This window comes from Plantactinospora endophytica, assembly GCF_016862915.1.
Taxonomy (GTDB): Bacteria; Actinomycetota; Actinomycetes; order Mycobacteriales; family Micromonosporaceae; genus Plantactinospora; species Plantactinospora endophytica.
The window spans coordinates 20,371-45,124 of sequence record NZ_BONW01000052.1 but is presented as its reverse complement, the minus strand read 5'-3'; the positions used below and the strand labels follow the sequence as shown (position 1 = coordinate 45,124).

At 66.8% G+C, this 24,754-nt stretch carries 16 protein-coding genes and 4 pseudogenes; 11 read left to right on the top strand and 9 right to left on the bottom strand.

The features are described 5' to 3' along the window. The 4 genes and pseudogenes from Pen02_RS42355 to Pen02_RS40295 all read left to right on the top strand — a co-directional run. A pseudogene (locus Pen02_RS42355) lies at positions 1-184 on the top strand (IS110 family transposase); the annotation flags it as partial. Between the two features lie 210 nt (positions 185-394). Then, positions 395-921: pseudogene (locus Pen02_RS40305) on the top strand (helix-turn-helix domain-containing protein); the annotation flags it as partial. A 114-nt stretch (positions 922-1,035) separates the two neighbouring features. After that, positions 1,036-1,379 (top strand): annotated as a pseudogene (locus Pen02_RS40300) (RNA polymerase sigma factor); the annotation flags it as partial. Between the two features lie 93 nt (positions 1,380-1,472). Continuing rightward, the gene (locus Pen02_RS40295; protein WP_239142013.1) at positions 1,473-1,919 is read left to right on the top strand and encodes a sigma-70 region 4 domain-containing protein; all 447 of its coding nucleotides are present in this window, start codon (positions 1,473-1,475) and stop codon (positions 1,917-1,919) included. 318 nt (positions 1,920-2,237) lie between these two features. Here Pen02_RS40295 and Pen02_RS40290 read toward each other — a convergent pair whose 3' ends face one another. After that, positions 2,238-2,786, bottom strand: a complete 549-nt coding sequence (locus tag Pen02_RS40290; RefSeq protein WP_275413670.1) for a DUF6232 family protein — start codon at positions 2,784-2,786, stop codon at positions 2,238-2,240. Beyond that, a complete protein-coding gene (locus tag Pen02_RS40285; RefSeq protein WP_203871482.1) occupies positions 2,779-3,237 on the bottom strand; it encodes a hypothetical protein in 459 nt (152 codons plus the stop codon). Before Pen02_RS40285 ends, Pen02_RS40290 begins: the two co-directional genes overlap by 8 nt. 447 nt (positions 3,238-3,684) lie before the next feature. Between Pen02_RS40285 and Pen02_RS40280 the strand changes: the two genes are divergently transcribed. Further along, positions 3,685-5,799, top strand: coding sequence for an NACHT domain-containing protein (locus Pen02_RS40280; RefSeq protein ID WP_203871481.1), 2,115 nt, complete (start codon positions 3,685-3,687; stop codon positions 5,797-5,799). A gap of 218 nt (positions 5,800-6,017) precedes the next feature. On the opposite strand, the gene Pen02_RS40275 is transcribed toward Pen02_RS40280, so the two are convergent. From Pen02_RS40275 to Pen02_RS40265, 3 genes are all read right to left on the bottom strand, one after another. Then, positions 6,018-6,851: a hypothetical protein gene (locus Pen02_RS40275; RefSeq protein WP_203871480.1), complete on the bottom strand. Its 834-nt coding sequence runs from the start codon at positions 6,849-6,851 to the stop codon at positions 6,018-6,020. Between the two features lie 569 nt (positions 6,852-7,420). Further along, entirely contained in the window at positions 7,421-7,801 is a 381-nt protein-coding gene (locus Pen02_RS42350; RefSeq protein ID WP_239142011.1) for an excalibur calcium-binding domain-containing protein, read from the bottom strand. A 581-nt stretch (positions 7,802-8,382) separates the two neighbouring features. After that, positions 8,383-9,636 carry an NYN domain-containing protein gene (locus Pen02_RS40265; RefSeq protein WP_203871478.1) on the bottom strand — a complete coding sequence of 418 codons (1,254 nt, stop codon included), beginning with the start codon at positions 9,634-9,636 and terminating at the stop codon, positions 8,383-8,385. A 1,157-nt stretch (positions 9,637-10,793) separates the two neighbouring features. Between Pen02_RS40265 and Pen02_RS40260 the strand changes: the two genes are divergently transcribed. Then, the gene (locus Pen02_RS40260; RefSeq protein ID WP_203871477.1) at positions 10,794-11,069 is read left to right on the top strand and encodes a hypothetical protein; all 276 of its coding nucleotides are present in this window, start codon (positions 10,794-10,796) and stop codon (positions 11,067-11,069) included. Between the two features lie 294 nt (positions 11,070-11,363). Beyond that, positions 11,364-11,813, top strand: a complete 450-nt coding sequence (locus Pen02_RS40255; protein ID WP_307837772.1) for a DUF6283 family protein — start codon at positions 11,364-11,366, stop codon at positions 11,811-11,813. Between the two features lie 329 nt (positions 11,814-12,142). Here Pen02_RS40255 and Pen02_RS40250 read toward each other — a convergent pair whose 3' ends face one another. The 4 genes and pseudogenes from Pen02_RS40250 to Pen02_RS40235 all read right to left on the bottom strand — a co-directional run. Beyond that, positions 12,143-14,965 carry an NACHT domain-containing protein gene (locus Pen02_RS40250; RefSeq protein ID WP_203871475.1) on the bottom strand — a complete coding sequence of 941 codons (2,823 nt, stop codon included), beginning with the start codon at positions 14,963-14,965 and terminating at the stop codon, positions 12,143-12,145. A 112-nt stretch (positions 14,966-15,077) separates the two neighbouring features. Next, complete coding sequence (locus Pen02_RS40245; protein WP_203871474.1) at positions 15,078-15,626, bottom strand: DUF6232 family protein; 549 nt, start codon at positions 15,624-15,626, stop codon at positions 15,078-15,080. Beyond that, positions 15,619-16,077 carry a hypothetical protein gene (locus Pen02_RS40240; RefSeq protein WP_203871473.1) on the bottom strand — a complete coding sequence of 153 codons (459 nt, stop codon included), beginning with the start codon at positions 16,075-16,077 and terminating at the stop codon, positions 15,619-15,621. The genes Pen02_RS40245 and Pen02_RS40240 overlap by 8 nt, the downstream gene beginning before the upstream one ends. A gap of 187 nt (positions 16,078-16,264) precedes the next feature. Continuing rightward, a pseudogene (locus Pen02_RS40235) lies at positions 16,265-16,865 on the bottom strand (ISL3 family transposase); the annotation flags it as partial. A gap of 18 nt (positions 16,866-16,883) precedes the next feature. Here Pen02_RS40235 and Pen02_RS40230 point away from each other — a divergent pair. From Pen02_RS40230 to Pen02_RS40215, 4 genes are read left to right on the top strand one after another with little or no spacing between them, the layout of a single operon-like run. Continuing rightward, positions 16,884-18,383 (top strand): hypothetical protein, encoded by a 1,500-nt coding sequence (locus Pen02_RS40230; protein ID WP_203871489.1) that lies wholly within the window; start codon positions 16,884-16,886, stop codon positions 18,381-18,383. Next, on the top strand, positions 18,380-19,177 hold the full coding sequence (locus tag Pen02_RS40225) for a hypothetical protein (RefSeq protein WP_203871472.1): 798 nt from the start codon (positions 18,380-18,382) through the stop codon (positions 19,175-19,177). Before Pen02_RS40230 ends, Pen02_RS40225 begins: the two co-directional genes overlap by 4 nt. Before the next feature lie 9 nt (positions 19,178-19,186). Next, positions 19,187-23,680: a coiled-coil domain-containing protein gene (locus Pen02_RS40220; protein WP_203871471.1), complete on the top strand. Its 4,494-nt coding sequence runs from the start codon at positions 19,187-19,189 to the stop codon at positions 23,678-23,680. Further along, a complete protein-coding gene (locus Pen02_RS40215; protein ID WP_203871470.1) occupies positions 23,677-24,747 on the top strand; it encodes a Wadjet anti-phage system protein JetD domain-containing protein in 1,071 nt (356 codons plus the stop codon). Before Pen02_RS40220 ends, Pen02_RS40215 begins: the two co-directional genes overlap by 4 nt. Positions 24,748-24,754: the final 7 nt, after the last annotated feature.

Below are 24,754 nucleotides of genomic sequence, written 5' to 3'. Positions count from 1 at the left end.
CCGCGTCTTCAGCCTCTCTACCTTCGCCGCACTCACCTGCTGCCCAGACTCACGCGCCTACTACGACAGGAAGAAAGCCGAAGGAAAAACACACCGCCAAGCATCCGCCGCCCTCTCCCGGCGACGCGTCAACGTCCTCTGGGCCTGCATCCGAGACAAGACTCCCTACCAGCCACGACCACCAAGGCCAGGAAGCGAAGACTCACGATCAAATAAGCCGGACGTCACGAACGCGGCAGTCAGCGGGTCCGCCCCGTTCATGTCCTAGGTGTACTGACCAGGCACGTTGGTTGAGGTTGTGTGACGACACGACCTGACGGATCTTGATAGCGAGGACCTCCTGTCGTGGAGTGGAGCTGCCGAAGGCGACCACACCACTGACCAGGAGGTCCTCGTGTCTCACGCTAACGCAGCACTGACTCCGCGTGCCCGACTGCGTCTGGCCAAGCTCGTCGTGGATGACGGGTGGCCCGTCGCGCGGGCCGCCGAACGCTACGACGTGTCATGGCCGACCGCGAAACGTTGGGCGGACCGCTACCGGATGCTGGGTGAGGCCGGTATGCGGGACCGTCTGTCACGGCCGGTCTCGCAGCCGAGGAAGACACCACAACCCGTGGTCCGCGAGATCGTGCACCTGCGGTGGAAGCACCGGCTGGGGCCGGTCGCGATCGGTGATCGCCTCGGCATAGCCCCATCAACGGTGCACGCCGTACTGACCCGGTGCCGACTCAACCGGCTCTCACACATCGACCGAGTCACCGGCGAACCTGTCCGCCGCTACGAGCACCCGACCCCCGGATCACTGCTGCACGTCGACGTCAAAACCTCGGCAACATCCCCGACGGCGGCGGTTGGCGCTACGTCGGACGCGCCCAGGGCAAGAAGAACCGCAGCGCCACCGCGAGCAAACCCCGCAACAAGCTCGGGCAGGGTTGACAGTTGTTGCCATCTCCGGTATACGGATCTCTATACAGGAATTTGACTCTCAAACCACTGCCGTAGCTGCGCCAACGTTGGAGACATGTCCCGGCCGGCGGCGCATGGCTGGTCACCATCGCCCGCAACCTCATCGCGGACCACCTCAAGTCCGGACGCTACCGGTTCGAGATCAGCACCGGTGACACACTCGCCACCGACATTGAGGACCGCACTCCGGAGGGCAGCCCGAAACCACGGTATTGGACCATCTCACCAACGTCACCCTGCTCAGCGCCGTCAAACAGCTCAACCCGGAGCAACAGCAGTGCATCGCGCTCAGATTCCTGCAAGGGTTCTCGGTCACCGAAACGGCCCAGGCGATGGGCAAGAACTAAGGCGCGATCAAAGCGCTGCAGTACCGGTCAGTCCGTGCCCTCGCCCGACTCCTACCCGACGGCTTTGACGGAAACCAGCCGGCACCACCGGAGCAGACCAGCACACCGCCCGGCGGCGCCGCTCACCCCGCGCCGACGGCTACCGTTCAGACGCCACCAATGCCGGTCGACGTTCCCGCCGTCCCAGGTCCCCGCAACGACGACACCTCCGCACGGGTACGAACCTTGCCGGAACAGCAGCGGGTCATCTACAACATGATCATTGAGCAGGGCAAGACCACAGCCGAAGTAGCCCGGCTGATCGGCCTCGCACCATCCACGGTCCGCGTCCACCTCTCGCGGGCCAACCGCGCGGTCGCTGCCCCTCCACGACAACCACGACCTCAAACGCAGCCTCAGTGCCGCTACATCGCGACGGATTTCTCCGCGATGGACATCAGCCCGGCGAGCCTCATGCGACTGCCGAAGGGACAGCGCGATGTCGTACGGCGCTTCCTCGACGGGGCAAGCCGAGAGCAGATCGCCGACAAACTTCAGATCAGCGAGACGACCGTCCGATCACAGCTCTCCAAGGCGATGCGAACCTTGCACAATGATGACCGCTGACGGCCCCAGCACCAAACGGCGGTCACTATCGCCGACGTGCAGGCCGTCTTGGGCAACCACCGGTCCCACCAACGACGACAGCAGCGGCTTGTAACGTGCCGAACCCGTCGCACATGCATCGAGCTGGAAGCTTTGCCCCTGGTTCCAGTTGACTGCCCCTGTCCAGGACTTCTGACCTCGCCAGGTCTGGCAGTTGGCGCGAGGTCCGCGTCGACAAGTGTGAAGGCGATACCCCGTTGACCCCACGATGCCACTTCGCGCCTGTCATCACCCACGCCACCGTCGTTGACCGAGACTCACCGTAGACGGCCTGGGCGATCATCCACCCAGTGCGGCGGTCCCCTGGTCGGTGTCGGACCTCGCAACCGGCTTCGGCTGTTGCAGGCGGGCGACCTCGCGCGCGCGAATGAGAGCCCGGGTCACTTGCCCGAATCGGCGCTCGTCGGCGGTGACGAACAACAGGACAGTCTGACCTCGATACATGCCCCACAACTCGTATGTCCGGGGACGCCGACGGTGCATCAGCACCGCGCCCAGGGCCACGAATGTCGCCGCTCCGCCAAGGGTTGCCCCGACGATGCCGCCCAAGCCGCGCCAGGTGAGAGTGGCGGCAAACGCGAGCGCTACCGCAAGAGCCAAGACCGTCGCCCACAGGGATTCGTGGGGTCCGCGGGCCGTCTGTAGGTGCGACAGCTCGGCCACGGGAAACCGCCGGCCCTCCACCACGAACATCTCCCTCGTGATCAAGATGCCCGGTAGCCGCAGCAACGCGACCGTAGATGGGACGCTGGCAAGGTCGTCTGCTGCCGGGCGCCGAGGCGGCTCTTGGACATGCCCGGTGCCGGCGCTTCCTCCAAGCTCAGACATCAGCACTCCCAATGCGTAACGGATCGTCCCGATCCGGCACCACCGCGTCAGTGCCGTCATCAATAGAGGGGCCGGCGGTGCCACTGGGCGGAGGCAGGGCGGCCGGCGCGGGCGCGTCCATCGTGGTGATGGAATCCGCAGTGGGCTCCAACGAGGTCGTCGATACGGCACCGATCTGCGCGAGCGTGGCCCGGATGATCAACGGGGCGCCAACTCCGATGAGGAACGCCCCGGCCGCGCCGCTCACCTGGTCGTCTGCACCCAACGCGCCTGCCACGATCGTTGAGACGGCCAACCGGAGTAGCGAGCAGATCAAGTACAGCGTGGCACCGATCTCGCCGGGAACTTGCCACGGCCACGTCCGCTGTTGACGGATCGAGGCCACCAGATTGAGAGCTTCGACGACGAACCCACCGGCGAGTCCCCACATGGCCACTTCCGCCAACCCCACGAAGCCATGGTAGTGCCGCGGCAACGGATCGTGCCATCTAGTGCAACAGCGTGGGTGGCTACGGCGCCGCCCGTTGTGCCGTCGCCAGCGGCACGACGATGACAATGGATGAGATCAGCCCGGTTCGTTCCGGGCAGCTGCTGCCGGACCTTCTATAGACGGCGGACAGCCCGACGATCTGGATACAACGCGCCATGTCAGGCCCGCGCTTCTGCGGCGTCAAGGACTCGCCCGAGCGAGCTGACCCCGGGCTGAGATCGGGGTCAGCCCTTCCATGCGCCAACCGGCAGGAACAGCGCTCTCCGGCCGTACCTGCTGCTCGCATCGGTTGACGTCATCCCCTCTAGTCGGGTCCTGCGCCTGCCCAATCGTCAGCACGGACGTGAGCCGCGAATCGACCGTCTGCCCTATGTCGATCACCGTGAGCCGCATGGAACGCTGCGTCACGTGACAGGTCGCGTGGTCTTCCGGATGCTGCTCCGAGCCGGAGTGGTGCTGGTCGTGCTGGCCGGCGGCGTCGCCGGTAACATGTTGTTGGTCCGAGGGCAGAACGACCTGCTCGAACTGGCTATCGGTGCAACATTGGTGACGCTGGTCGGATCCGCTGCGGCGGGACGCGTAATAAGTCGCGCCAGCTCCCGTACGGCCTCGCCCGACGCACTCGACGCCGCTGCCGATGCGCTTGCCGAAACGGTCCGTCGGCAGTGGGAGGTAGCTGCGCTGGAAAGGGGCCTAGTCAGTCCGAAGCCAGTCCCGATCCGGTGGCGGTGGTCGCGATCGTCGGTGACCGGGCCGGTCACCGACGCCGTAGGAACAGACGGCGCAACGGCACGTTTTCCGCCGTTGCCCGGGACAACAAGGGTGTCAGAAAACGACCTGACCGGTGGCGGGATGCAGGCCCTGTTCGCGGTGTATGCCGGGCTGGATTCCGGGCGCCTGCTCATCGTCGGCGGCCCTGGCACCGGCAAGACGGGTGCAGTAATCACGCTCCTCATTACTGCCTTGCGGCATCGCGACGAGCTTGGTGAATCCGACCGTAAGGTGACACCGGTGCCGGTACTGGTCAACTGTCGTTACTGGGATCCGAGCCGCCTTGCGTTCGCGGATTGGGTCGCCAAGCAGTTGCGTGACACCTACCGATTTTTGCGCGCCGACGAGTACGGCGCCGACGTGGCTGAGCGCCTGATCGCTCAGCAGCGAGTCGCAGTGCTGCTGGACGGCTTCGACGAGACGCCCGAGGAGCTACGGCCGACAATCCTCGGAAGCCTCGACGGACAGGCACGCTGCCGGCTAGTCCTAATTAGTCGCAACGAACAGCTCGCCGACGCGGTCCGGCATGCACACCTCGCCGGTGCTGCGGCCTTGGAACTGCTTCCGGTCAGCAGGGAGGACGCCGCCGACTATCTGCTGCGCTGTCGAGTACAACCAGCACCCGAGTCCTGGCAGCGGCTCGTGGATCAGGTTCGGTCGGGCATCGACGGGGCTATTGCCGAGGCGTTGAACAAGCCACTCACGCTGACACTGGTCCGGGATACCTTCCACGCCGACGATGCCACAGCCCTACTGGGTCCGGCCCGCTTTGACAACAGCAATGCCGTGGAGGACTTCCTGCTGGATCGGGTGGTCCCGGCCGCATACGCGACCCGACCCGGCCGCCCTGCACCCCGCTACACCGCAGCGCAGGCAAACCGGTGGCTGCGCTATATCGCACGGAAAATGGGCGAAGAGGACACTTACGATCTTGCGTGGTGGCGCATCCCCGCCTGGCAACCATCTACGTTCCGGGCTGTCGCCAACGGGCTGCTCGCCGCTTTGGTGTTCGCGGTGATCGGTTGGGTGACGTTCGGGTCGGAGTTCGCCGCGATCACCGGTGTTGCTGGCCTGGTGGCCGGAACCCTCGTCGGTGCGTTCGCGGAGTGGCGACCCGAAGACCGCCCGGCAAGGGTCACGCCCATCCGCTGGCGAGCGCTCGGTTCACCGGGCCGGAGCCGGCTGAACCTTATCGGCCTGGTCATCGGCCTCGGATACGGCACGGTCGCCGGCCTCACCTTCGGCCTGCGGGGCAACCCGGCACTCGGACTTGCGTGCGGCATCGCAACGGCGCTCGCGTTCCAGTTCTCCACGGCAGTATCAATCTTGACGGCAGCCCCCTATGCTGACGCAGGCAATCCCGTCGACCCGCTCACAGGCTGGCGTCGGGACCGAGCTACGGGCCTCGTGGTGGGAATTGCCTTCGGCCTTGCCTCGGGAGTGCTAACCGGGATTGCCTTCGGCATGTGGTACGGATTTGGCCGCGGCCTGACGATCGGCGTGACTGTCGGCGTCGCGACTGGGATAGCCATGTCCCTGTCCTACGTCCGCACCTGGGACGCGCGGCTAGCATTCGTACAGATCTGGCTCGCTGGGGACGGTCCCGTTCGCTCGATGGAGTTTTTTGAGGACGCGCACCGCCGCGGCGTTCTAAGGACAGTCGGACCTGTATACCAATTCCGCCATGCCCGGCTCCGCGACCGGCTGATCGTCCAACACCATTCTTGCCATCAGGACGCACGGCCGGGGTGAAGTTCTCCCCGGGAGGCACCTAAGCCTCAGCCTCAGCCGCAAGACCACATACACTGCCGCCTTCGGCTACTGCCCCGTCGTCAACCCGTCGACCGGCCGCCCACCCCGGGCGGCGTCTCGGCTCGGACGTCGGGGGTGGGCTCTGACCCGTTCGGGCCCCGGCTGCCAGTCTGGTCGCGGCGAGGCGTCGACCAGTCGGCACAGCGTCCGGAGTTCAGCTACCGCCGGGAGAGTAGGATGACGTCGCCCTCGGCGTGGTCAGTCAGACACGTCGCGGCGTCGGGGCAGCCGTGCACGTGTACCCACACGCTGGCGCGGCCGAACGTGAACCCATCGCCTCCGCCGACCTGGGCCACCCAGCGTTGTGGCGTTGCGTCGCAGGTGGTGACCGATATGCCGAAGCCTCGAGAGATGGTCGTGCGGCCGACCCGCTGTTGCAGTTCTCCGTCGATCCGGGGCTGGCCGGTGGCGCGGCAGGTAAGGGTGCCGGAGACCCTCGCGGATCCGGCGTTCAGGTCGACCCGTCCGCGAGGATCGAGCGTGACGTCGAGTACCGACGAGCCGTCGAGGTGGAACCTGAAGTCGGCGCCCGGGGGTGACCACGGAAAGGCGCTGACCATCAGGTAGTAGGTGGTGCCGGCCACGGCGGTCCCGGCGCCGTTGTTGCTGCCGCAGACGACCGGTGTCAGGGCGCCCCGGGTACCGGTGTAGACGCTCACGAACGCGCCGTACGGTTCTGCCGTTCCGGTGGCTGCGTACATGCCGCTGCGGGTCGGGGTGAAGCGGTACCAGACGGTGGAAAGAGCGGTGCTGAGACAGGGCTGCGGGTCGTCCGTCGCCGTGGTCGCATCCGCGCTGGAGACCGTGTCGGCAAACGGCAGGGATCCTCCGACCAGGATCGCGTGGTCGAAGTCGTCGTTCGTCGGTGGCGCCGCAACTGCGGATCCGGGCCAGGTCAGCAGCGTGAGGGCGACCGGAGCGGCGACAATTGTCGTGCCTTTTATGGCTGACCTCGCTTCTCGGGTGCTGTCGCGCGATGAGCGCCCGGACACCAATGCTTCCCGGGCAGGTCGGGGTGCTTGGATCGTCCCGTTCCGACGGGCCGGCTCCGGCGGCCGCACCGGGAGGTACCGGCCATACCTCAACAAGACGGTGGAATCAGTCCGGCTGTTTGCATTTGATCGAGTACGCCTGCCTGGGCGGTGGCGCCCTGGACCGCCGCGAGCAGGGCCATCAGCTCCACCGCCACCCGCGCTCTCACCAGTAGAGTTCCTCGCGTCACCATGCGTACCAGTACCGGTCAAGCCCTTCGCCACAGTGCCGCCTCCTGCACCTCCTCGTACGGCTGGCCGGCGCAGCACTCGACGAGCTCCCGACCCATCGACATCCCGCCACTTCAGCGTCGACGTGCCGCTGGCTCGAGCAGCGACGCACTCCCGACAACAAGTTCACCAGCTGCATCCGTTTCGTGATCACGCTTGATTTCTGTGGCATCCGGTCCACTGTGTAGGGACGGCGGCGGCCGTGCGGCTGGCTGACCTAGTGGTGCTGCGGCCGCACCTGGCTGGCGTGGGTCGAGTTCCCCGAACGGTACAGGCATTGGGCTCTACCTCATCTGCGGTCATTCGCAGCCAACGCCATCTCCGTCTCGGTCCAGATGGCGGCCATATCCGGGTTCGCCCTTTCGAATCGGGTCCGCGCCCGCGGCTCGGACGGCGGCGCAGTTCTCGTAGTAAACGTCGCCGTCGGAGCCGGGTCCAGGGTCGCCGTTTCCCTGTCTGCCCTCGCACGCCTCGCCGTCCCCGTCTGCGTCCAGGGCCGCCCGGTATCCGGGCTCGCCTTCGAACAGAGGTGCAACACCGGCGTCGTATGCCTGGTCGCAGTTGCGGTAGTAGGGCACCTCGGCCGAGTCAGGTTCCGGATCGACCTTTTTGCCTGTCGCCGACGGCGAGGGAACCTCGACGCTTTGCGTAGCCGTTGCCGTCGTTGCTGGTGGCGTCATGGGAAGCAGCACCCAGTGTTCAGGGCTGCCCCACGTCAGGCCGCCGTCCTCCCGATCGAAGCAAACAACGTTGGATCCATCTGCGGTCGGAAGCGTGATCCCTGGCGAAGGGCAAGGTTCACCAGGAACGGGACCCGCCACCGTCGGGGTTGCGATCGGGACAGGCTCGGCGCCAGGAGCGCCCCGTTGGCCAGACGGGACGTTCTCGCCACCCACGACTCCGCCGATCAGCCCAACCGCAAAGATCAGGACCGCAATGACGAGACCGCGCCTCTCACTGCGAGTCAGGTCTGCTGCCCAATCTCGTGTAACGGCGGCAAGAACACGCGGGTGCACGTGCTGCAGAACTCGACGATGCGGCTGGCCAAGCATCGTTGCAGTGTGTCGGGAACGCTCGCCGAAGTGCACCCGTTGATCGGGTACGCGCGGCCGGCCGACCGTCCAACACCCAGCGGCGTTTACTGCTCAAATCGGAAGCCGAAGAGGCCGCCCATCGTTGTACTGGTCCGTAAGTCGCTGCGACAGCACGAACTAGTCGGCATCGAACCTCCACCGGCGGCTGCGGCCGGAGCGCAGCCCGTTCAGTGCTCGTTCTGAATCCACGCTCGTACCGCAGCCCGTTCCGCCTCCGACAACTCCATCCGGGCGTTGACCGTCAGCCGCAGCACGTTACCGGCGAACTCCGAGGCGAGGTTCGCTGCGTCGTGCTGTGTCTCTCGCCAATCGACCTCGCTGTACTTCAGGCCGATGAGCACGAAGTGGATCGCACTCCTCGTGACCGTGTGTCCCCGCCGAGCGCACGCCTCACGGATCACCTCCTCCGCCTGCGCCTGTGGTAAGGCGGGGTTGGCACGGCCCTCGTCGGCGATCGACCGGAACAGGGCCTGGTAGGCGTCTGTGCCAATCAGAGGTGCTCCGACGACCCGACTTACTCGTTCGGCGATCTCCGGCGCGCTCGCGGGCTGGACCAGTTCGTGCCTGGCCGGGTCGAGCAGCCAGCCGGGGTGGCGCGGCTCCAGCACCAGGGTCTCGTTCTGGATCGCCGCAACGAACTGCTTGAACCCGCCCGCCCGGACCCAGTCTTTCGTCGCCTCCCGTCCCACGACCTTGCGGACATAGTGTGCCGCGGAGGCGAGGTCGACCGGTGTCGTCGACTGTGCCACAAGCTGCCGCACCGCCGCCTCGAGGCGGTTCCGCACGTTGTCGCTGTCGAAGTCGGTCAAGGCAGCGGAGGCCGCGCGTGGCTGCGGGAGTGGGGTGCGGACCTGGTCCACCCCGGCTTGCGACTGACTCAGGCCTAAGGCTTCCTCGATGAACATGATGTCCGGGATCGCGAAGTCGCACACTGACTGTAACGCGGCGGCGGTTGGCCCGCTCACCAGCATCGCCGAGGTCCTGTCGTGCTCGCGCAGTCGCATGAACACCGGGGTGAAGTCCGCGTCGGTCGACAGGACGACGAAGTCGTCGAACCGGGTTGGGTGGGTGAGGGTATCGAGGATGTCGAGGACCATGTGGATGTCGGCACTGTTCTTGCCCCTGCTCGTCAGCGACGGGCAGTCCACGACCCGGAACCCGGCCCGAGTGAAGTATGACCGGAACTTGCCGGAATGGCTCGGCTCCAGGTAGCAGATCCGGCGTAACAGTACCCGCGGGACCTCGTCGTCGTCGACCCGGAATGGGCCGAGATCCTGCTCCATCCAACGCACCCAGCGGCCCGGGTCAGTAGCGAATGCCGCGGCCGCGTCGGGGCTCGAGTTACGCAAACCAAGGTACACATTCTCGAAGTCAACAAATAGCGCCGCACGGCGATACGAACCAAACTGGGCTTCGGCCATGGCGCTACCTCCAGAGATGTGGACGCCTCGACCATAGACGGCCGAGGACGTGTCCGGCGTCGACCATTCGGCCCCCAAATTTCCTACCGTCGGAACGAGTGTCGGGACCAGTCCGGCCCGCTCCGCTTCTCCTGGCGCTCGTGATTCACCGCCCCCACTGATGACGCGCGCCACACCTGCAGCGGTGGGCGTGCTTCGCCAATGGTGTTCGCGAAACATCCCGATGAGGCGCGACGCCGCGCACCGGCCGGTACACGAGAGCGATACTGACCACTACCGACTTGGGGAAGAGGCCGCCTTCACGACACGAGCCGACTGGTGACCTCATCCGAGTTTCGGAAGATGTCACGTCCCCGCACCGCGCCTGACCAGAGCCTTGATCAAATAGGTGCCCCGATCCGCACCTTCGGATCGAAGGCGACAGAGATCATCTCGGCGACTGCTCCCAAATCTGCCCCCAATGAAACGTTCAGCAGATCAACCGCTCCTTACCCACCACTCCCCCGAACCTCACTCTGCCAGGAGCGATAGACAGCAGTTGAAGTCCGTTCAGCGCCGTTGCGCGCAGTTGTGTCAAGGAACACCGGCCAACGCTCTGACCTGCAACGATACAAGGGGACCAAATCGGCGCAGTGCCGATACATGCAGGTCAAGGCAGCCAAGCGCCGTTTGACGCGGTTGGGAGCACAGCTTCGCTCCCGATCTGCTCCCCCAACAACCCGACAGCCGGAACCGCATGCCTCGCCCATGTCATTGGTCAACTACCGATGGCACGCGAGTGGGTCGTAGATGCGGGGAGCCGACACGCTCCAAGGTGGGGCCATCCGGCCTATCTGAGAGTTCACCGAGGAGTAGGGCATAAAACAAGCCTGCCGAAGAGGCGGGGCGGAAATCGCACTCGGCACCGCGACCGTCGGGCTGATGGCCGGCACAGCAGGCCCGCCGGCCACCGCGAGTGCCCAGCAGACCCGGGACACCGTCTCTGACGGTCCGGCAGGTAGCGACACAATCCGTAAAATCATCCTAGGATCATCGTCGAAAGGCGACATCGATCTGGCGGCCTGAAGTCGGTTCGGGCAGCCGTTTGCTGAGTTCGGGCGTGGCACTAGCATCGACTGGCGCTGCGAGGAGGCGTCAGTGACGTGAGGGGCTGACCGATGCCGGACCTGAGGATGACGCCGACCCGGATCGCTGTACTCCGCGCCGTCGCCGATCCCGCCATGACGATCTACAGGGTTCGGAGGTACGGCAGCGATGATTTCATGACGATCTGGTTGCAGGCCGGCACCGAGCGAGTCGTGACCCGAGTCGCGAACGACCTCGCTGGCGCCGATCTGATCGAAGCAGGCGACCTCCTCGGCCCGGAGTGGGCGGACAAGCGACCGTGGAGGCTGACCGAGGGCGCAGAGGTACACGCCGCCTTGGACGTGTAAGGCAGTGGCCACATCTGGCCGGAAGACCGCCTAGATCCAGACCGGCAAGAGATGACCGCTGGCGCGGCTCCCGGGTGAGCAGGAGAGCGCGTTCGAGGTCAACTCCCACCTGTGCAGGGTCTGCTGTAAGGGCTGGGGAGCGGCGACGGCGCGTCGTCGCCCTGCGCCTGAACCCTGGCCGGCAGCGACCGTCCGAGTTCGGGTGTGATCCTGGCCCCTCCCGGGATACGCTCCGGAGGGCAACGAGCAACAGGCGCTGGCACGAGACGCTTGCCTAGACTATCCACGTCGGCGATGCTCAGGCTCGTGTCGTCTTCTATGGTGCCTCCGGCGCCGCGCCCATGCGATAGCTGTCCATACCGGCGTGACGTGCCTTCCGGGGTATGGTCATTTGAAGAGTACGAGAAGCTCCGCAATTACGACGCGCCCACGTACGCCCAGCCGACCTCGCTCTGGCAATGTCACCAGACCGATGCCGGCAGCGACCACCGCCGGCTTTGCGCCGGATGGGTCGGATGCCACGGCGGCGACCACCTGCTCGCACTGCGACTAGCTCTCGCCGAAGGCCGCATCTGCGCGGACATCCTCCGCGCCGCTGCGGACTTCATCTCCCCCGTGCCGCTGTTCGCCTCCGCCAGCGACGCGGCCAACCACGGCCAAGCCGAGATTACGGAACCAGGCGAGGCCGCCCGCCGCGTCATCGCCAAAGTCACTCAAAGCCGCCAAGATCTTCTCGGCTCGTAGAGTCGCGGTCTACGAAAGCCGCCGGGCTCCGCGGCGACCCATCGCACGCAACAGGCTCTCGCCCGCCTCGACGTAGACCGGGTTCGGGCGGTCGCAATAAATGCCGACCCCGAAGGGGCCGACGACAGTGGTCAGGTCAGTTTCTCTGCGGCACCTGCACCTGCACCACCTCCTGGTCGGCCCCCGGAACGTTCGTCCGATGCACCGCGCGGATGCCCCGACCCTGCGGGACCCGGATTTTCGGCACCCGCAGGGTCGGGGACGATCCAGCCGTCGGCGCCCGGGCGACGAGTTGAGTCAGCGGGTGATTCGGACCTGGAGGACGAGCTTCACCGTAACGGCTGCGTTTCACCCACCACGTCGATGTGCCCGCGCATCCAGCGCATCAAAAATTCGCGAACGTGTACGGGGATGTTCCGATCGCGCAACTCGAGCTCGAACGCCTCCTGTTTCGGCTCGCCACCGACGCGGCATTCCCAGAGGCGGTCGATGACGGTGGCACGGTTCTTGCGGTCCGGGCCGAACTCCAGGTACGGCAGAATTAGCACTAGGCGGGTGGCAAGGTCCTCACCGCCGTTCGGCACTGGCTCCTCCTCGATACGCTGGACTGTGAAGGAAGTCCGGTCGGTTGGCGCGGGCTCGATCCGCGGCAGCCACGGGGTGGGTTGTCGCACCAGAAGATCGCGCAGCTTGTGTGCAGCATCCGTCAACGGGACTGGCTCCACAGACGCGACCGAGAGATCGTTCACGAGGAGCTCCACGACCCAGGGATAACCCGCCCCAGAGAGCGCCCCATCCGCAACGTAGAAGGGGGAAACGCCATGGAGGGTGAGGACGTCAGCCGCAGCGGAACCATGCCGAAGACGCGCCCATGGCCAACGGTGACGCCACCGCTGGCACGCTTCCTCATACTGCCCTTCGAGCTGCTTCTGAATCTCGATCCACGTCGTCCGGCGTGTCTCATCCTCCATGGCGAGACCTCGGGAGAGATTTGAAACTAGGAAGTGAGCGATATTGTCGTCGGCCTCGAGCCGCCTTCCGAAGGCTTCAGTCAGCCGGTGGCGGACGAACGGGAGATTTCCCGGCAGGCTCCGGTACAGGACCGTGTAAAGCGGGCCATCCACCGAGTCAAGCACGGTGAAGAACTCCGTCGACGGCAGCACCTGGAAACGGCCTGTCTCGTCCCACCCGCACGCCCGGTCAACGACCATGTCGACGACCCGGATCACCACGTCGGGTGAGACGCAGACGTCACCAAGCGAGCGGGCGCAGAACGCGATGAGCGCGTCTCGCTCCTCCCCTAATAGGCCGCTCAGATCGCCCATGGCGTGACGGAGTAGGCGATCGCCACCGTCGTCTATGTTCCGCTCGATTAGTTGCAGCGCGAGTTGGGCCACGACCTCCCACTCATTGCGGCGTACTCTCGGAGCGAGCTGCTTCCACACCCTCACCGGCGTCCTCGATCGGCGCACCAGATATTCAGTGGCGAAGTATTCGAGGAAGGTACGGTGCGCGAATCCGAAAATCGGCTCGGTGACGGTTGAGCCAACCTCGGCCAGGATCCAGGCGCGGCCGGCGCAGTAGTCGAGGAACTCCGCCGCCACCGCAGCGGCTTGGTCGTCGTCGAAGCCCTTGCCGGTCAGATGCTGCTCCAGGATCCGCTTGATCCGGCCGCGTGGCTGCTCTGGAACCGCGTGACGGGTCAGCAGCGTCCAAGCCAAATGCTGTACGGCCGAGCGCACCCGGCCCTCGAACCCGAGCCTCCGGGACACGCCACGTAGTTGGTCCCACTGCTCGAAAACCATCAGCGCGCAGCGCTCGTAGACCTGCCCCCGGTTCCGTGGGATGAAGTGGTCCGCCGCGTATATCGCGCACAGCACGCTGAGTAGGAGCGGGCTGCTGCGTAGATCCTCGATTGGCTTGCTCTCCTTAAGGAACATGCTGGCGAGCCGGTCTCGGGCGGCGGGCGGTGCGCCATCGTCAAGGTGGAACCATCGCCGCGCGTAGGTCTCGACTCGGTCCTTGTCGAACGGGGCGAGCCCACAGGTGCGAAACAGAGCGGGGTCGAGGCTGGCTTCGGCGTAGCCGATCCGCCGCGAGGTCGCGACTACCGGCACCAGCGGGTGGAGCAGCACAAAGCCCTTGATCAAATCGGTGACACGCCGTCGGAGTCCGATGTCGGTGAGTTCGTCCAAACCGTCGAAGATGACGACAGCGCGGTTGTTCATCACCAAGTACTCGACCGTGTCAGCGGTGAGGTCGACGTTGTATGGAGCCTTACAGACTGCAACCAGATGCTCGGCCACGGTCCGCTCGCCGGCCTCGAGAGCGGCCGAGAAGTGGCGCAGCACGACGAGCAGCGGCACGACAGTGCCGTCCGGATCGGCGGCAAGGTCGTGGGTCAGCTTCTCAGCGAGCGTCGACTTGCCCGCACCCGGGTCACCAAGAATCACGTGGCGTCGTCCCGGCTCGGTCAACTCCTCAATGTCAACCGCCGCGTCCTCCCGGGAGTCCAGATGCAGCGACGGCGCTACGTAGAGTCGGTCCCACGGCACGCTACGCACCTTGCCGTTGTGTGGCATCCGCATCTCGCCGTGCATAAGACTCACCTGGGCCCGCAGGCGCGCCCACTCATCGTAGATCCGAACCACGTCAGTAAGCCTGCCCAGGAAAGCGCCGTTGCGGGCGCCCGCCGCGGTGACATGTCCAAGAGCGACCAAGACCTCGGGCGCTGTGTCCGGCGAAGCCGTCTCGGCGCCGGCTGCCGCTAACAGCGCGTCGAGCACCACGTCGGTTAGTCCGAGCAGACACTCGGCGGGTAGGCACGCCACCAACCGCAGTCCATGCCGGATCTGCTCACGCACTGCTGACAGGTGCTCCTCTCGGGCACCGACGCCACGGTGCATTCGACCGATCACCACTTGGAGAGCGACCTGTTCGAACTCCGGAGAGGTCAGATAAGCCGCAAATCCCCCCATCTGGCTGGGCGAAACCTCGTCGATCAGGCCTGCAGCAGTTCTCTCTGCCATGAGCGGGCGAGCGGCGTCCCGGAGCCGGCGGACCCGCATTTCACCGCGGACCCCGCTCAGCAACTGACCGACAATCCGCCCGACCGTCCGGCTCAGTGTCGCTTCCAGCCCAGTGTTCACCACCAGTCAGCGCCTCCAGCTGAGTTCTCGAAGTTGTGTAGTGGATCGCTGTGGGCACCTGTCGTCATCGCCCACGCCGCCGGCGTCGACGGCCACCTCAAGACGTTTCGAACGCTTATGCACCGTTCGCGGACGTACCCTGGTCGGCGTCGGACGGCGCACGCGGCACTGGCCGTTGCAGGCGGGCGACTTCGCGCGCGCGGATGAGGGCCCGGGCCACCTGCCCGAATCGGCGTTCGTCGGCAGTGACAAACAACAGCACCGTCCGGCATCGATACATCCCCCACAACTCGTATGTCCGGGGGCGCCGACGGCGCATTAACACCGCGCCCAGGGCAACGAATGTCGCCGCCCCGCCGAGGCCTGCCCCGACGATGCCGCCCAGGCCCCGCCAGGTGAGTGTGGCGGCAAACGCGAGAGCTACCGCGAGAGCCATGACCGTTGCCCACAGGGATTCGTGGGGTCCGCGGGCCGTCTGTAGGTGCGACAGCTCGGCCACGGGAAACCGCCGGCCCTCCACCACGAACATGTCCCTCGTGATCAAGATGCCCGGCAGCCGCAGTAACGCCACCGTAGGCGGGACGCTGGCATCGTCGCCTGCCGCCGAGCGCCGGGGCGGCTTCTGCACATGCCCGGTGCCGGCACTTCCTCCAAACTCAGACATCACCACTCCCAATCCGTAGCGGATCGTCTTGATCCGGCACCACCGCCTCAGTGCCGTCACCAGCAGAGGGACCGACGGCTCCACTGGGCGGAGGCAGGGCGGCCGACGCGGGCGCGTCCATCGCGGTGATGGAATCCGCAGTGGGCTCCAACGAGGTCGTCAATACGGCACCGATCTGCGCGAGCGCGGCCCGGATGATCAACGGAGCGCCAACACCGATAAGGAACGCCCCGGCTGCGCCGCTCACTTGACCGTCTGCACCCAACGCGCCCGCCACGATCGTTGAGACGGCCAACCGGAGTAGCGTGCAGCTCAAGTACAACGTGGCACCGATTTCGCCGGGAACTTGCCACGGCCACATCCGCTGCTGACGGATCGAGGCCACCAGATTGAGAGCTTCAACGACGAATCCGCCGGCAAGCCCCCACATGGCCACCTCCGCCAAGCTCACAAAGCCATGCTACGGTCGCAGTGACAGACCGTGCCACCCAGCGCACGTAAAGTAGATGGCTGTGGGGCGCCGATCCTTGGGCCGTCGCCGACAGTATGGGGGCCTGTCTCGCTAACGGCTCTGTCTCACATTCGGTGGTGACGGAGCGTGTTGTTATCCGAGGAGGATGCGGTGGCGGAGCAGGGTGAAGCCTCTGGTCGAGCAGGCTGTGGAACTGGTGCCAGCGTTCCAGGGTCGTCTGCGCGCGAGGCCCGTCGTAGATGGGTGCGTCCAGCACGGCGGCCCAGCAGGCGCTGTGTGCCTTCACCTCGCTGAGCGCGGCTTCGCACAAGTTGTGCCACAGGTGCCACCTGTCGGCGACCTGGACCGCGTCGGGCAGGGCACGGCGGAGGCCTCGGCGTAGGTAGCTGAGCCGTCACGGCATACGACCTCGACGCCCGGATGCTCGCGTAGCCACGCTTCGAGGGTGTCGGCGGTGCGGTCGGGCAGCACGTCAATCCGCTCATGTGTCTCGGCGTCAATCAGCACGGTGGCATAGCGGTGCCGCCGACGCAGAGCGAAGTAATCGACGCCGATCACACGGGGCGTCCGCCCGGTGGGCAACGGGATGCGCAGCAGGGCGCGCAAAGCCGTGTGGCGAGACAGGCCTACGGCGAGTATCGCCAGCAAACGTGGCCCGCCAACTCCTTGACCACAGCTTTGACAAGCGTGCGGCAGGAACGGCGGCACCGGCGTCCCCCGTTCGCGAGTCCAGTATGAACCTGCGGCCGTATTTTCTGGCACGTTCCCGCGCTACTGTCCCCACCGTGGTGGAAACAGCGAGTGATGTCGGGCTTGCTCAGCGCATCAAGGCGCTGGCCTGCACTGCACCGTTGCACGATCTTGACAACCGCAAGACGCAGGTCCAGACCGGGAACTTCTCCGTCTACCAGATGAGCGAGCTGGCGCTAAACGCCATCGATCTGGTCACCCTGGCGATGGACTTCGACGCGGGGGCTCCGCCCGAGCGTATTGAAGTTGAGCTTTCCCGCTTTGTCGCTCGTCAGGCGCCCGACCATGACGAAGCCGAACACCGACGGGTTGCCCGGTGGGTGCTGGAGAACCTGCTCAACGTCGGCTCGACCGACCGGGGCTTCCGCGCGGTGTACGGCATGACCACCGGTGATGGCAGCTACAGCCGCTACGCGTTCGACTTCAAACTGCTGGAAGAGGTCTCTGGGCTGGACGGCGGGATCTTCCTGCGGGCCACGAACGAGGCAGTCAACGTGCTCGTCGGTGCGCTCGAAATCGACATCGAGTCGGCCCAGATCGCTGCAGACCTGCGCTTGGAGACGCTGATCCGGCGCGGCCGGCTGTCCGACGCTCAGGCTGCCGCCCAGGCCGCCCGCTACCGGACCATTCAGTACGGGGAGAAGCTGCGCCGGCGTCTGGAAGCAACCGAGCGCGATGTGCGCACCGTCGACTGGCTGCACGAGATGCCGCAGTTCATCGCCGAGGCAATCGAGCACATCGAGGCCCGCTACAAGGCGGAGAACGCGATTCTCGTCAACATCACTGAGGCGCGTGACACCGCCGATACTGCGGCCCGCAAGCTGCAGGCCGCCCAACTGGTCGAGGTCGTCCGTGACTGCCTGCGCCGGCATGAACAGTTGCAGGCAGCGTTGCAGGGCGCGGGTCGGCGGTTCCGGGCGCAGCAGGACCGGCAGACGTTTGCCGCAGGCAGCGCCGGGGCAGCCTTGGATCTGCACGCCCAGTTACTCCTGCCGGTCCTCGCGCTGCCGGTCGCACATGCCGACGAGGTCCTCGCCGCGTATTTCGTGCGCGGCGTTGGCGTGCGGGTTCCGCCGGCGCTGCGCCTGGTCGACCTGTTCACCGCGCTGGTGACCGCGCCAACCGAGCGGGAACTGCTCGGCGGCGAGATCGAGGACCCCGATCTCGACGAGGTCGTGGAGGAACCCGCCTTCCCGGCCGAGTGCTACGAGATGCTCGACGACCTGCTCGATCTGGATGTGGAAGCGCCGCGGAGGCTGTCCGGCCTGCTGGAAGAGGCCCGCACCCGGCACCCCGAACTCGCCGCGCTCGTCGTGGTCCGGGTCATTGCGCTCGCCGCGCAGGAGATCAACCCGGCGATGCGTCATCAGGCATCCAGCGTCTTTATCGCCGTCGACGATGGCACGCCACTGCACGATCCGGAGTACGGCGGAGCCGATCTCCTCGTGGCGCGTGCCGCCATCGAACGCGTGTACGCCGCCGACCGCCCCGTTTCTCGCATCTCGACGTCGATACCGGAGGAGGACGCCGCGTGACAACCGCAGCACAGCTCACGGCAGATGCGGCCCGGCTGATTGGCTACGGGTTCCGACCCAAGCTCGTACCGGCCCGCGATGACACGTACCGCGACCTCGTCCTGCGCGCCCGCACCGATGACGACTTCGCGGCGGAGGTCCAGGCGGTCGCTACAGGACTCGACCTGATCGTCCTGGAAATTAACGACCGCAGCGGCATTGTGGTCGGCTCCACCGAGGACAGCGTCTTCGCGGTGAAGATGACCGACTACGCCCGCCGCACCGGAGGCGAGGGCAAAGCGTCCGAGCGGGTCCTGCACGCCCTGGCCCACCTGGGCGCGGCGACATTGGCCTTTCCTCGGCCGGCCGACCTGGCCAACGAGACCTTTCTGGGTCGGATCACCGTCGACGGCGTCGAAGCGTTCGTCCGTGAAGCGGCCGGCCGTCTCGCCGAGGCTGCCATCGAAACCGACACCGCGGACGTCGCGACCGATCAGCCAGGGCTGGAGGCAGCCTGGCGTGTCTACACCCGGCGGGCACGAACCGGCAGCACCGGCGACGGCCGCAAACTGGCCAGCAGCACGACGGGAATCGTGAGCAAAGCGCTGACCTTCCTGGCCGATCAAGGACTTCTCGTACGCACCGGCGATGAACGCCGCGGCACCTTCCGCACCACACCCCGCTACCGCACCCAGGTCCGCGAGGCCGGCGTGGTGATGTTCGAGGAGCTGCTCCGGCTCGGGATCACCGAGATCAGCGACGGCACCGGGACCGTCACGGTCGGCTGGACGGCCGAGTCGCTGGCGCAGCTGTAGGGAGAAACGATGTACGAGCTCAACCGCGTCCGGTTGTTCTGTGTCGGCCCGCGCGGGGCCCGGTACACGGACGTCACGCTGGACCTGTCCGGTGTCGGGCAGATCATCGCTGGGCAGGGCAGCCTATTCAGTACGACCGTGCGGCGCCCCAGTCCGTACAGCCTGCTGCTGCTGGAGAACGGCGGAGGCAAGAGCGTGCTGCTCAAGCTGCTCTTCTCCGTCGTGTTGCCGGGCCGGCGCAACGCCGTCGGCGGGTCGGCCGCAGTGATGGAGAAGTTCGTCCTCGGCGACGACGCCGCGCACGTCGTCCTGGAATGGATGCATGTCCGCACCGGTGACCGTGTTATCACCGGAAAGACGCTGCAGCGGCGACGGAGCGGCTCGGCCGCCGACCGGCTGGCCGAACACTGGTGGTCGCTGCGCCCGCACCACGGCGTGGAGATCGAGACCCTGCCGTTCACGGCTGACGGCCGGCGGCTGCGATTGGAGGGGTTCCGCGAGGCGCTGCAGGAGATCGATCGCGCGGCACCGATCACCCAGCTGACCTGGGTCGGCGCGGAGGTAGGCGCCTGGGCCGACCATTTGCGGGACACCGGGATCGAACCCGACCTGTTCGGGATCCAGCGACGGATGAACGCGGACGAGGGCGACGCGGCCAGCGCGTTCAAGTTCAAATCCAGCCGGGAGTTCGTCGAATGGCTGCTGAAAATCGTCCTCGACGCGGAGGACGCGGTGAGCGTCGCGGGAAACTTTGACAGCTACGCACGAACGGTCGGCGACCGGCACGCGATGCTGCTGGAGCGTGACTTCGCGGCTGGTGCTGTGGCGGCGTTGCGGCCGGTGGCGGACGCCCACGAGCGTCATCACGCCGCGCGCACCAGCCGCGAGAGCGCCGTCCACGACGGGACCGCGCTGCTGCTGCGCGTCCGGGCTCGGGAGACGGCCGAAGCCGAGTCCACGCAGCGGTTGCGCCAGCTGGCCAAGGACGCCGCGGCGACTGCCACTGCCCGGGAAGGCGACCGCGATCGGGCGCGCGACGTCGTCAACGAGACCCGCCGACAGACATTCGTCCTGGAACGCGCCGACGCCCAAGAAGCGCATGATCAGGCGAAAGCTGGGCGTGACGCCGCCGATGCCGACCTGCGCGGATGGGCGCTCGCCGACCTGATCGAACGCAAGACAGCGGCCGAGCAGAAGTCGGCCCGGCTCGCTGAACAGATCACCCAGGCCGAGCGTGATGCCCGGCCGGCGTTGGACGCACGCGACCGGGCTGCCGGTGCGTTGCTGAGCAAGCTGCACGCCGAGGCAGCAGCCGCCCGCGACGAGCGAGATCGGCGGAACGAGCTCGCGGCGGCGCACCTGGGCAACGCCGCAGAGTTAGACAAAGAAGGTAGACAAGCGCTCGTCGAGGTCGAACGGCAGCGGATCGAACAAAAGGCGATCATAAAAGAGGTCGCTAACAGCCGGGCGAAGGTGGAGGCCGCTGTCACGGCGGGTCTGCTTGCGGCGGGCCAGGGCGTGGCGGAGGCAGCGTCCGAGGCGCAGGAGACGGCCAGGCTCGTCGCCGAGCGGATAAAACAGGGTGAGCAGGCACTCGAAGGCGCGAAGAGCGCCGTTCGTGACACCGCAAAGGCCGCTCAGAAAACACGCGAGGCGTTGAGCGTCGCTCGCGGTCGCCACGAGGATGCCAACCGGGATCTTCAAGCTGTCCTCGACCCGGCCGCCCGGCTGACCGCGAACGAGCTCGTCCAGGTGGCGCTGTCCACCGATGCCGTCGACATCGACATGCTGGACGACAGCGCCGACGCGCTGGCCGAACGATTGCACGACGACGACGTGGAACGCGGGCTGGAGCTCGACGAGCTACGCGACGCTCAGCGCGAGGACCAGCGCCTGCTCGACGCGCTCGGCGACGCCGGCCTGCTCCCGCCGCGCGTCGAGGTCGAGGCAAGCCTGGAAGCCCTGCGAGCCGCCGGTGTCGGGGCGCACGCCGGCTGGCGCTACCTGGCCGAGAACGTGCCCGCCGCCGAGCGCGGCCAGGTGATCGAAGCGCATCCGCAGCTGGCCGACGGCGTCGTCATCGTCGACCCCGCCGCCATGCCCGCCGCCCGCCAAGCGCTGAACGCCGCGCGACTGCTCCCGGCCGCCGCGGTGGCCGTCGGCACCGGCGCCCGCATGTTGACCACCCTCGCCGAGCAGCCGGGTTTCGATCCGGCCGAGGCCGTCGGCGAGCAGTTCGTCGTGCAGCCCAACCCGGCGCTGTTCGACGCCGAGGCCGCGGAGATCAAACGTGGCCAACTCCGCGAGACGATGGAACTCCGCGGCAGCGAAATCAACTCTGTCACCGCCACGCTGACGAGCCTTCGGGAGGTTCAGACTGAGCTGGCCGCCTGGCGGCGACGTTGTCCTGCTGGACGGCTCGACGAGCTACGCGAGACCCTCACCACCCGACGGCAGGAGCTGGCGGATGCCGAGTCAGCCGACGGAATCGCCGTTGCAGCAGCCGAGGCGGCTGCGACGCTCTGTGAACGAATTGAGGACGAACTCCGCGATCTTCGCCCGGTCGAACGGGCCGCCGCTGACCGGGCGGGGGAATTGGACCGGCTCGCGACAGCCATAGCGGCTAGCGAAGAGCAGCGCAAGCGACTGCCCGAGATCGACGATGCGATTACCTTGGGCGAGCGGACCGCCGAAGAACTGACCCAGCAACGCGACCGCGCGCAGGAGCAGGCGATCGAGGCCGCACTTGCCGCCGAGAACGCGAGCGCCCGTGCCGAGCGTCACCGTGCCGAAATGGGCGACGTTGTCACCTCCACCGGTGAGCACGCCGCGACAGTGCCAGCGGACGGCATCCCGACGCTGCGCTCCGCCTATCAGGCTGCGGCAGCCGCCTACGCTGCGGTCGAGGTCGGCCAAGACCTGCGCGCCGCAGCCGACACCGCGGACTCCGATGCGGCACGGCTCCGAGCCGACGTCAACGGCCACGACCCGGACGACATCGCCCGCGCATCGGAGCTGCTGAGAAGCCCCGACGGCGCGGACGCGACCGGTCGGCAAGCCGCCATCGCCCGAACCAAGCGTGAACGGACTCGCTGCGACGAAGCCATGAGCGCCGCCAAAGAGAAGGTCGGTGTGGTCACCGGAGAGCTGAAAGCGGTGACACCGTCGGACAACCGCAACGTGTGGATCCAGTTGCCCGAGGAACGCCGGCCCACCAGTGTTGAGCACGGCCGGCAGTTGCTGACGGCAGCGATCGTTGACCAGCGGGCCGGCCAGCAACGCTACGAGGAGTCATTCGCCGAGGCAACTCGCCTGCAACAGCGCGCTGGCGACGCCGGCGAGGCGACCCGTGCGTTCGGTGCGGTCGGTGAGCCCCTGGCAGCCCGGCTGGACCAGCCCGACGCTGACTTGGATACCGGCTCCGTTGAACCGTACGCCGGCACCTCCGAGCAAGCCCGCATAGCCGCCGCGGCAGCACAGGAAAGGCTGCGGGAAACCATGGCAGCCGAACGGAGCGCGCATCAGGAGGTGATCCGGCTCGTCGACGTGGCGGTGCGTCTGGCCAGCGAACCGAAGTTCGAGGCGATGACGAACGTCGCCCGGCGCGCCCTTGTCGGCCTCGACCGGGAACAGCTGGCGGCCCGCGCGGACGAGTTCGCCACCCAACTCGAACAGCGCCTCGCCACCCTCACCAGCGACCTCGACTCCGCCAGCCGGCACCGCAAACTGATCGTCGACCGGCTGGCCGCGCTCGTCGACGGCGCGCTCAAAACCTTACGAACCGCATCCCGGCTCTCCAAACTGCCCGCCGGGCTCGGCGAATGGGAAGGCAAAGAGTTCCTGCGCATTCGCTTCGCCGAACCCGATCCGAGCCTGCTCACCGCCCGGGTCGGTGAGGTCGTGGACGAGTTGTCCGCTACGGCCACCGGACGGGCCGGCAACGCACCTGCACCAAAGCGGGACGGCCTTGCACTGCTGCTGCGCAGCATCGAGGCAGCCGTGCCGAAGGGCTTCCTCGTCGACCTCCTCAAACCCGACGCGGTCCTGCGTGACGAACGAGTGCCGATCGAGAACATGAACGAGGTGTTCTCCGGTGGGCAAGAGCTGACCGCCGCCATCGTGCTCTACTGCACGATGGCGGCCCTGCGGGCCAACGAACGCGGCCAGATTCGGGCCCGGCACTCTGGCGTGTTGTTCCTGGACAACCCGATCGGCAAGGCCAGCGCCGAATACCTGCTGGAACTGCAACAAGGCGTCGCGGCGGCGCTCGGCGTGCAACTGGTGTACACGACCGGGCTGTCCGACGATCGCGCCCTGTCGGCCTTCCCCCTGTGGGTGAGGATGCGCAACGACGCCGACCTGCGGGCCGGACTGAAACACATTCGCGTCGCCGAGGTCGTGCGCCGCCAACTGCCCGAACCGTTCCCTGACAACGACCTAGCCCCGAGCGGGACCGCGTTGGGCACGGTCACCGCCACGCGTGTCTACCGCAGGCCCGTATGAGCGTCGGGACTTCCCTCGCGTCGCCAGCTGACCATCCGCTGAGCCCGCGCGCCGCGCGGCTGGCCGCCGAGCTTGAAGCCTGGGGCAGGCGCACCATCACGCTCGCCGAGCTCTGGCCGCTGTTCGCCCGCGCTGACCCGGCCTCAGCCACCCGACCGACCCGCCGCGCTGATCTTGCCGCCACGATCGCCGTACTGGCCACGGCCGGCATGGTGAAGACGTCGAGGAACCTCGACCGAACGGCCGAACCGCCGCTGCCGGCGAGGCTGACGATGTCTCAGCCAACGGCAACAATGTCCGCCGCCGCGCTCGCCCTGGCAGTGCCATGGCGCCCGGAGCTCGCCTGGGCGGCCACTGCGCGACTCACCGTCGGGCAGGTCGGCGTGCTCCAAGTCGTGAACACCTGGCTGCGCGACCACGGCCGGGACATCGACATCCTGCCCCTGCGAGAGCGATCCCTGGATCTGTTCGGGTACGAGAAGCGACTCGACGCTCTGCTGAGCACGTCGCTGTTCGGACCGGACCGTCTCACCCTGCGAATGCTGCGCACCTTCCGATCCCATCCGCCGCTTCCCGTCCGCCGCATCGGCGACGGCCCAATCCTGCTCGTCGTCGAAAACGCCGACACCTTCGACTCCCTACGCAGGGCGCTGGCCGCCGCCTCCAGCGGGGTCGGGCACATCGCATGGGGTGCGGGCGCGGCCTTCGAGGCATCGGTGCTCAGCATCGGCGAACTACCCGAGGTGCGCGACGTCGCCTACTTCGGTGACCTCGACGCCGACGGGCTGCGCATCCCATCATCGGCCGCCGTGTCGGCCGCTGCCGAGAACCTACCTCCTATACGCCCAGCCCACGGCCTGTATCAACTGCTACTCGATCAAGGCTTTCCGCAACCAGGGCAGAAACCTGTCGACCCGCACCGGGCCATCGAGCTCGCGAGTTGGCTGCGCAAACCAGCGGCGTCGGTCGAAGATCTGCTGGTCAGAGGACTGCGCATCCCGCAGGAGGCCGCCTCGGCCAGGATGCTCGGCAACACGGCTGACAGCTGGATTGCAGACTTGCGCTGACCTGTGG

Bases quoted from the DNA above. Each gene is read 5' to 3' on its own strand.
- Pen02_RS42350 (WP_239142011.1), bottom strand. From the start codon at position 7,801: ATGACGCCACCAGCAACGACGGCAACGGCTACGCAAAGCGTCGAGGTT.
- Pen02_RS40245 (WP_203871474.1), bottom strand. From the start codon at position 15,626: ATGTCTGAGTTTGGAGGAAGTGCCGGCACCGGGCATGTGCAGAAGCCG.
- Pen02_RS40220 (WP_203871471.1), top strand. From the start codon at position 19,187: ATGTACGAGCTCAACCGCGTCCGGTTGTTCTGTGTCGGCCCGCGCGGG.
- Pen02_RS40290 (WP_275413670.1), bottom strand. From the start codon at position 2,786: ATGTCTGAGCTTGGAGGAAGCGCCGGCACCGGGCATGTCCAAGAGCCG.
- Pen02_RS40255 (WP_307837772.1), top strand. From the start codon at position 11,364: ATGCTCAGGCTCGTGTCGTCTTCTATGGTGCCTCCGGCGCCGCGCCCA.
- Pen02_RS40265 (WP_203871478.1), bottom strand. From the start codon at position 9,636: ATGGCCGAAGCCCAGTTTGGTTCGTATCGCCGTGCGGCGCTATTTGTT.
- Pen02_RS40260 (WP_203871477.1), top strand. From the start codon at position 10,794: ATGCCGGACCTGAGGATGACGCCGACCCGGATCGCTGTACTCCGCGCC.
- Pen02_RS40215 (WP_203871470.1), top strand. From the start codon at position 23,677: ATGAGCGTCGGGACTTCCCTCGCGTCGCCAGCTGACCATCCGCTGAGC.
- Pen02_RS40295 (WP_239142013.1), top strand. From the start codon at position 1,473: ATGCCGGTCGACGTTCCCGCCGTCCCAGGTCCCCGCAACGACGACACC.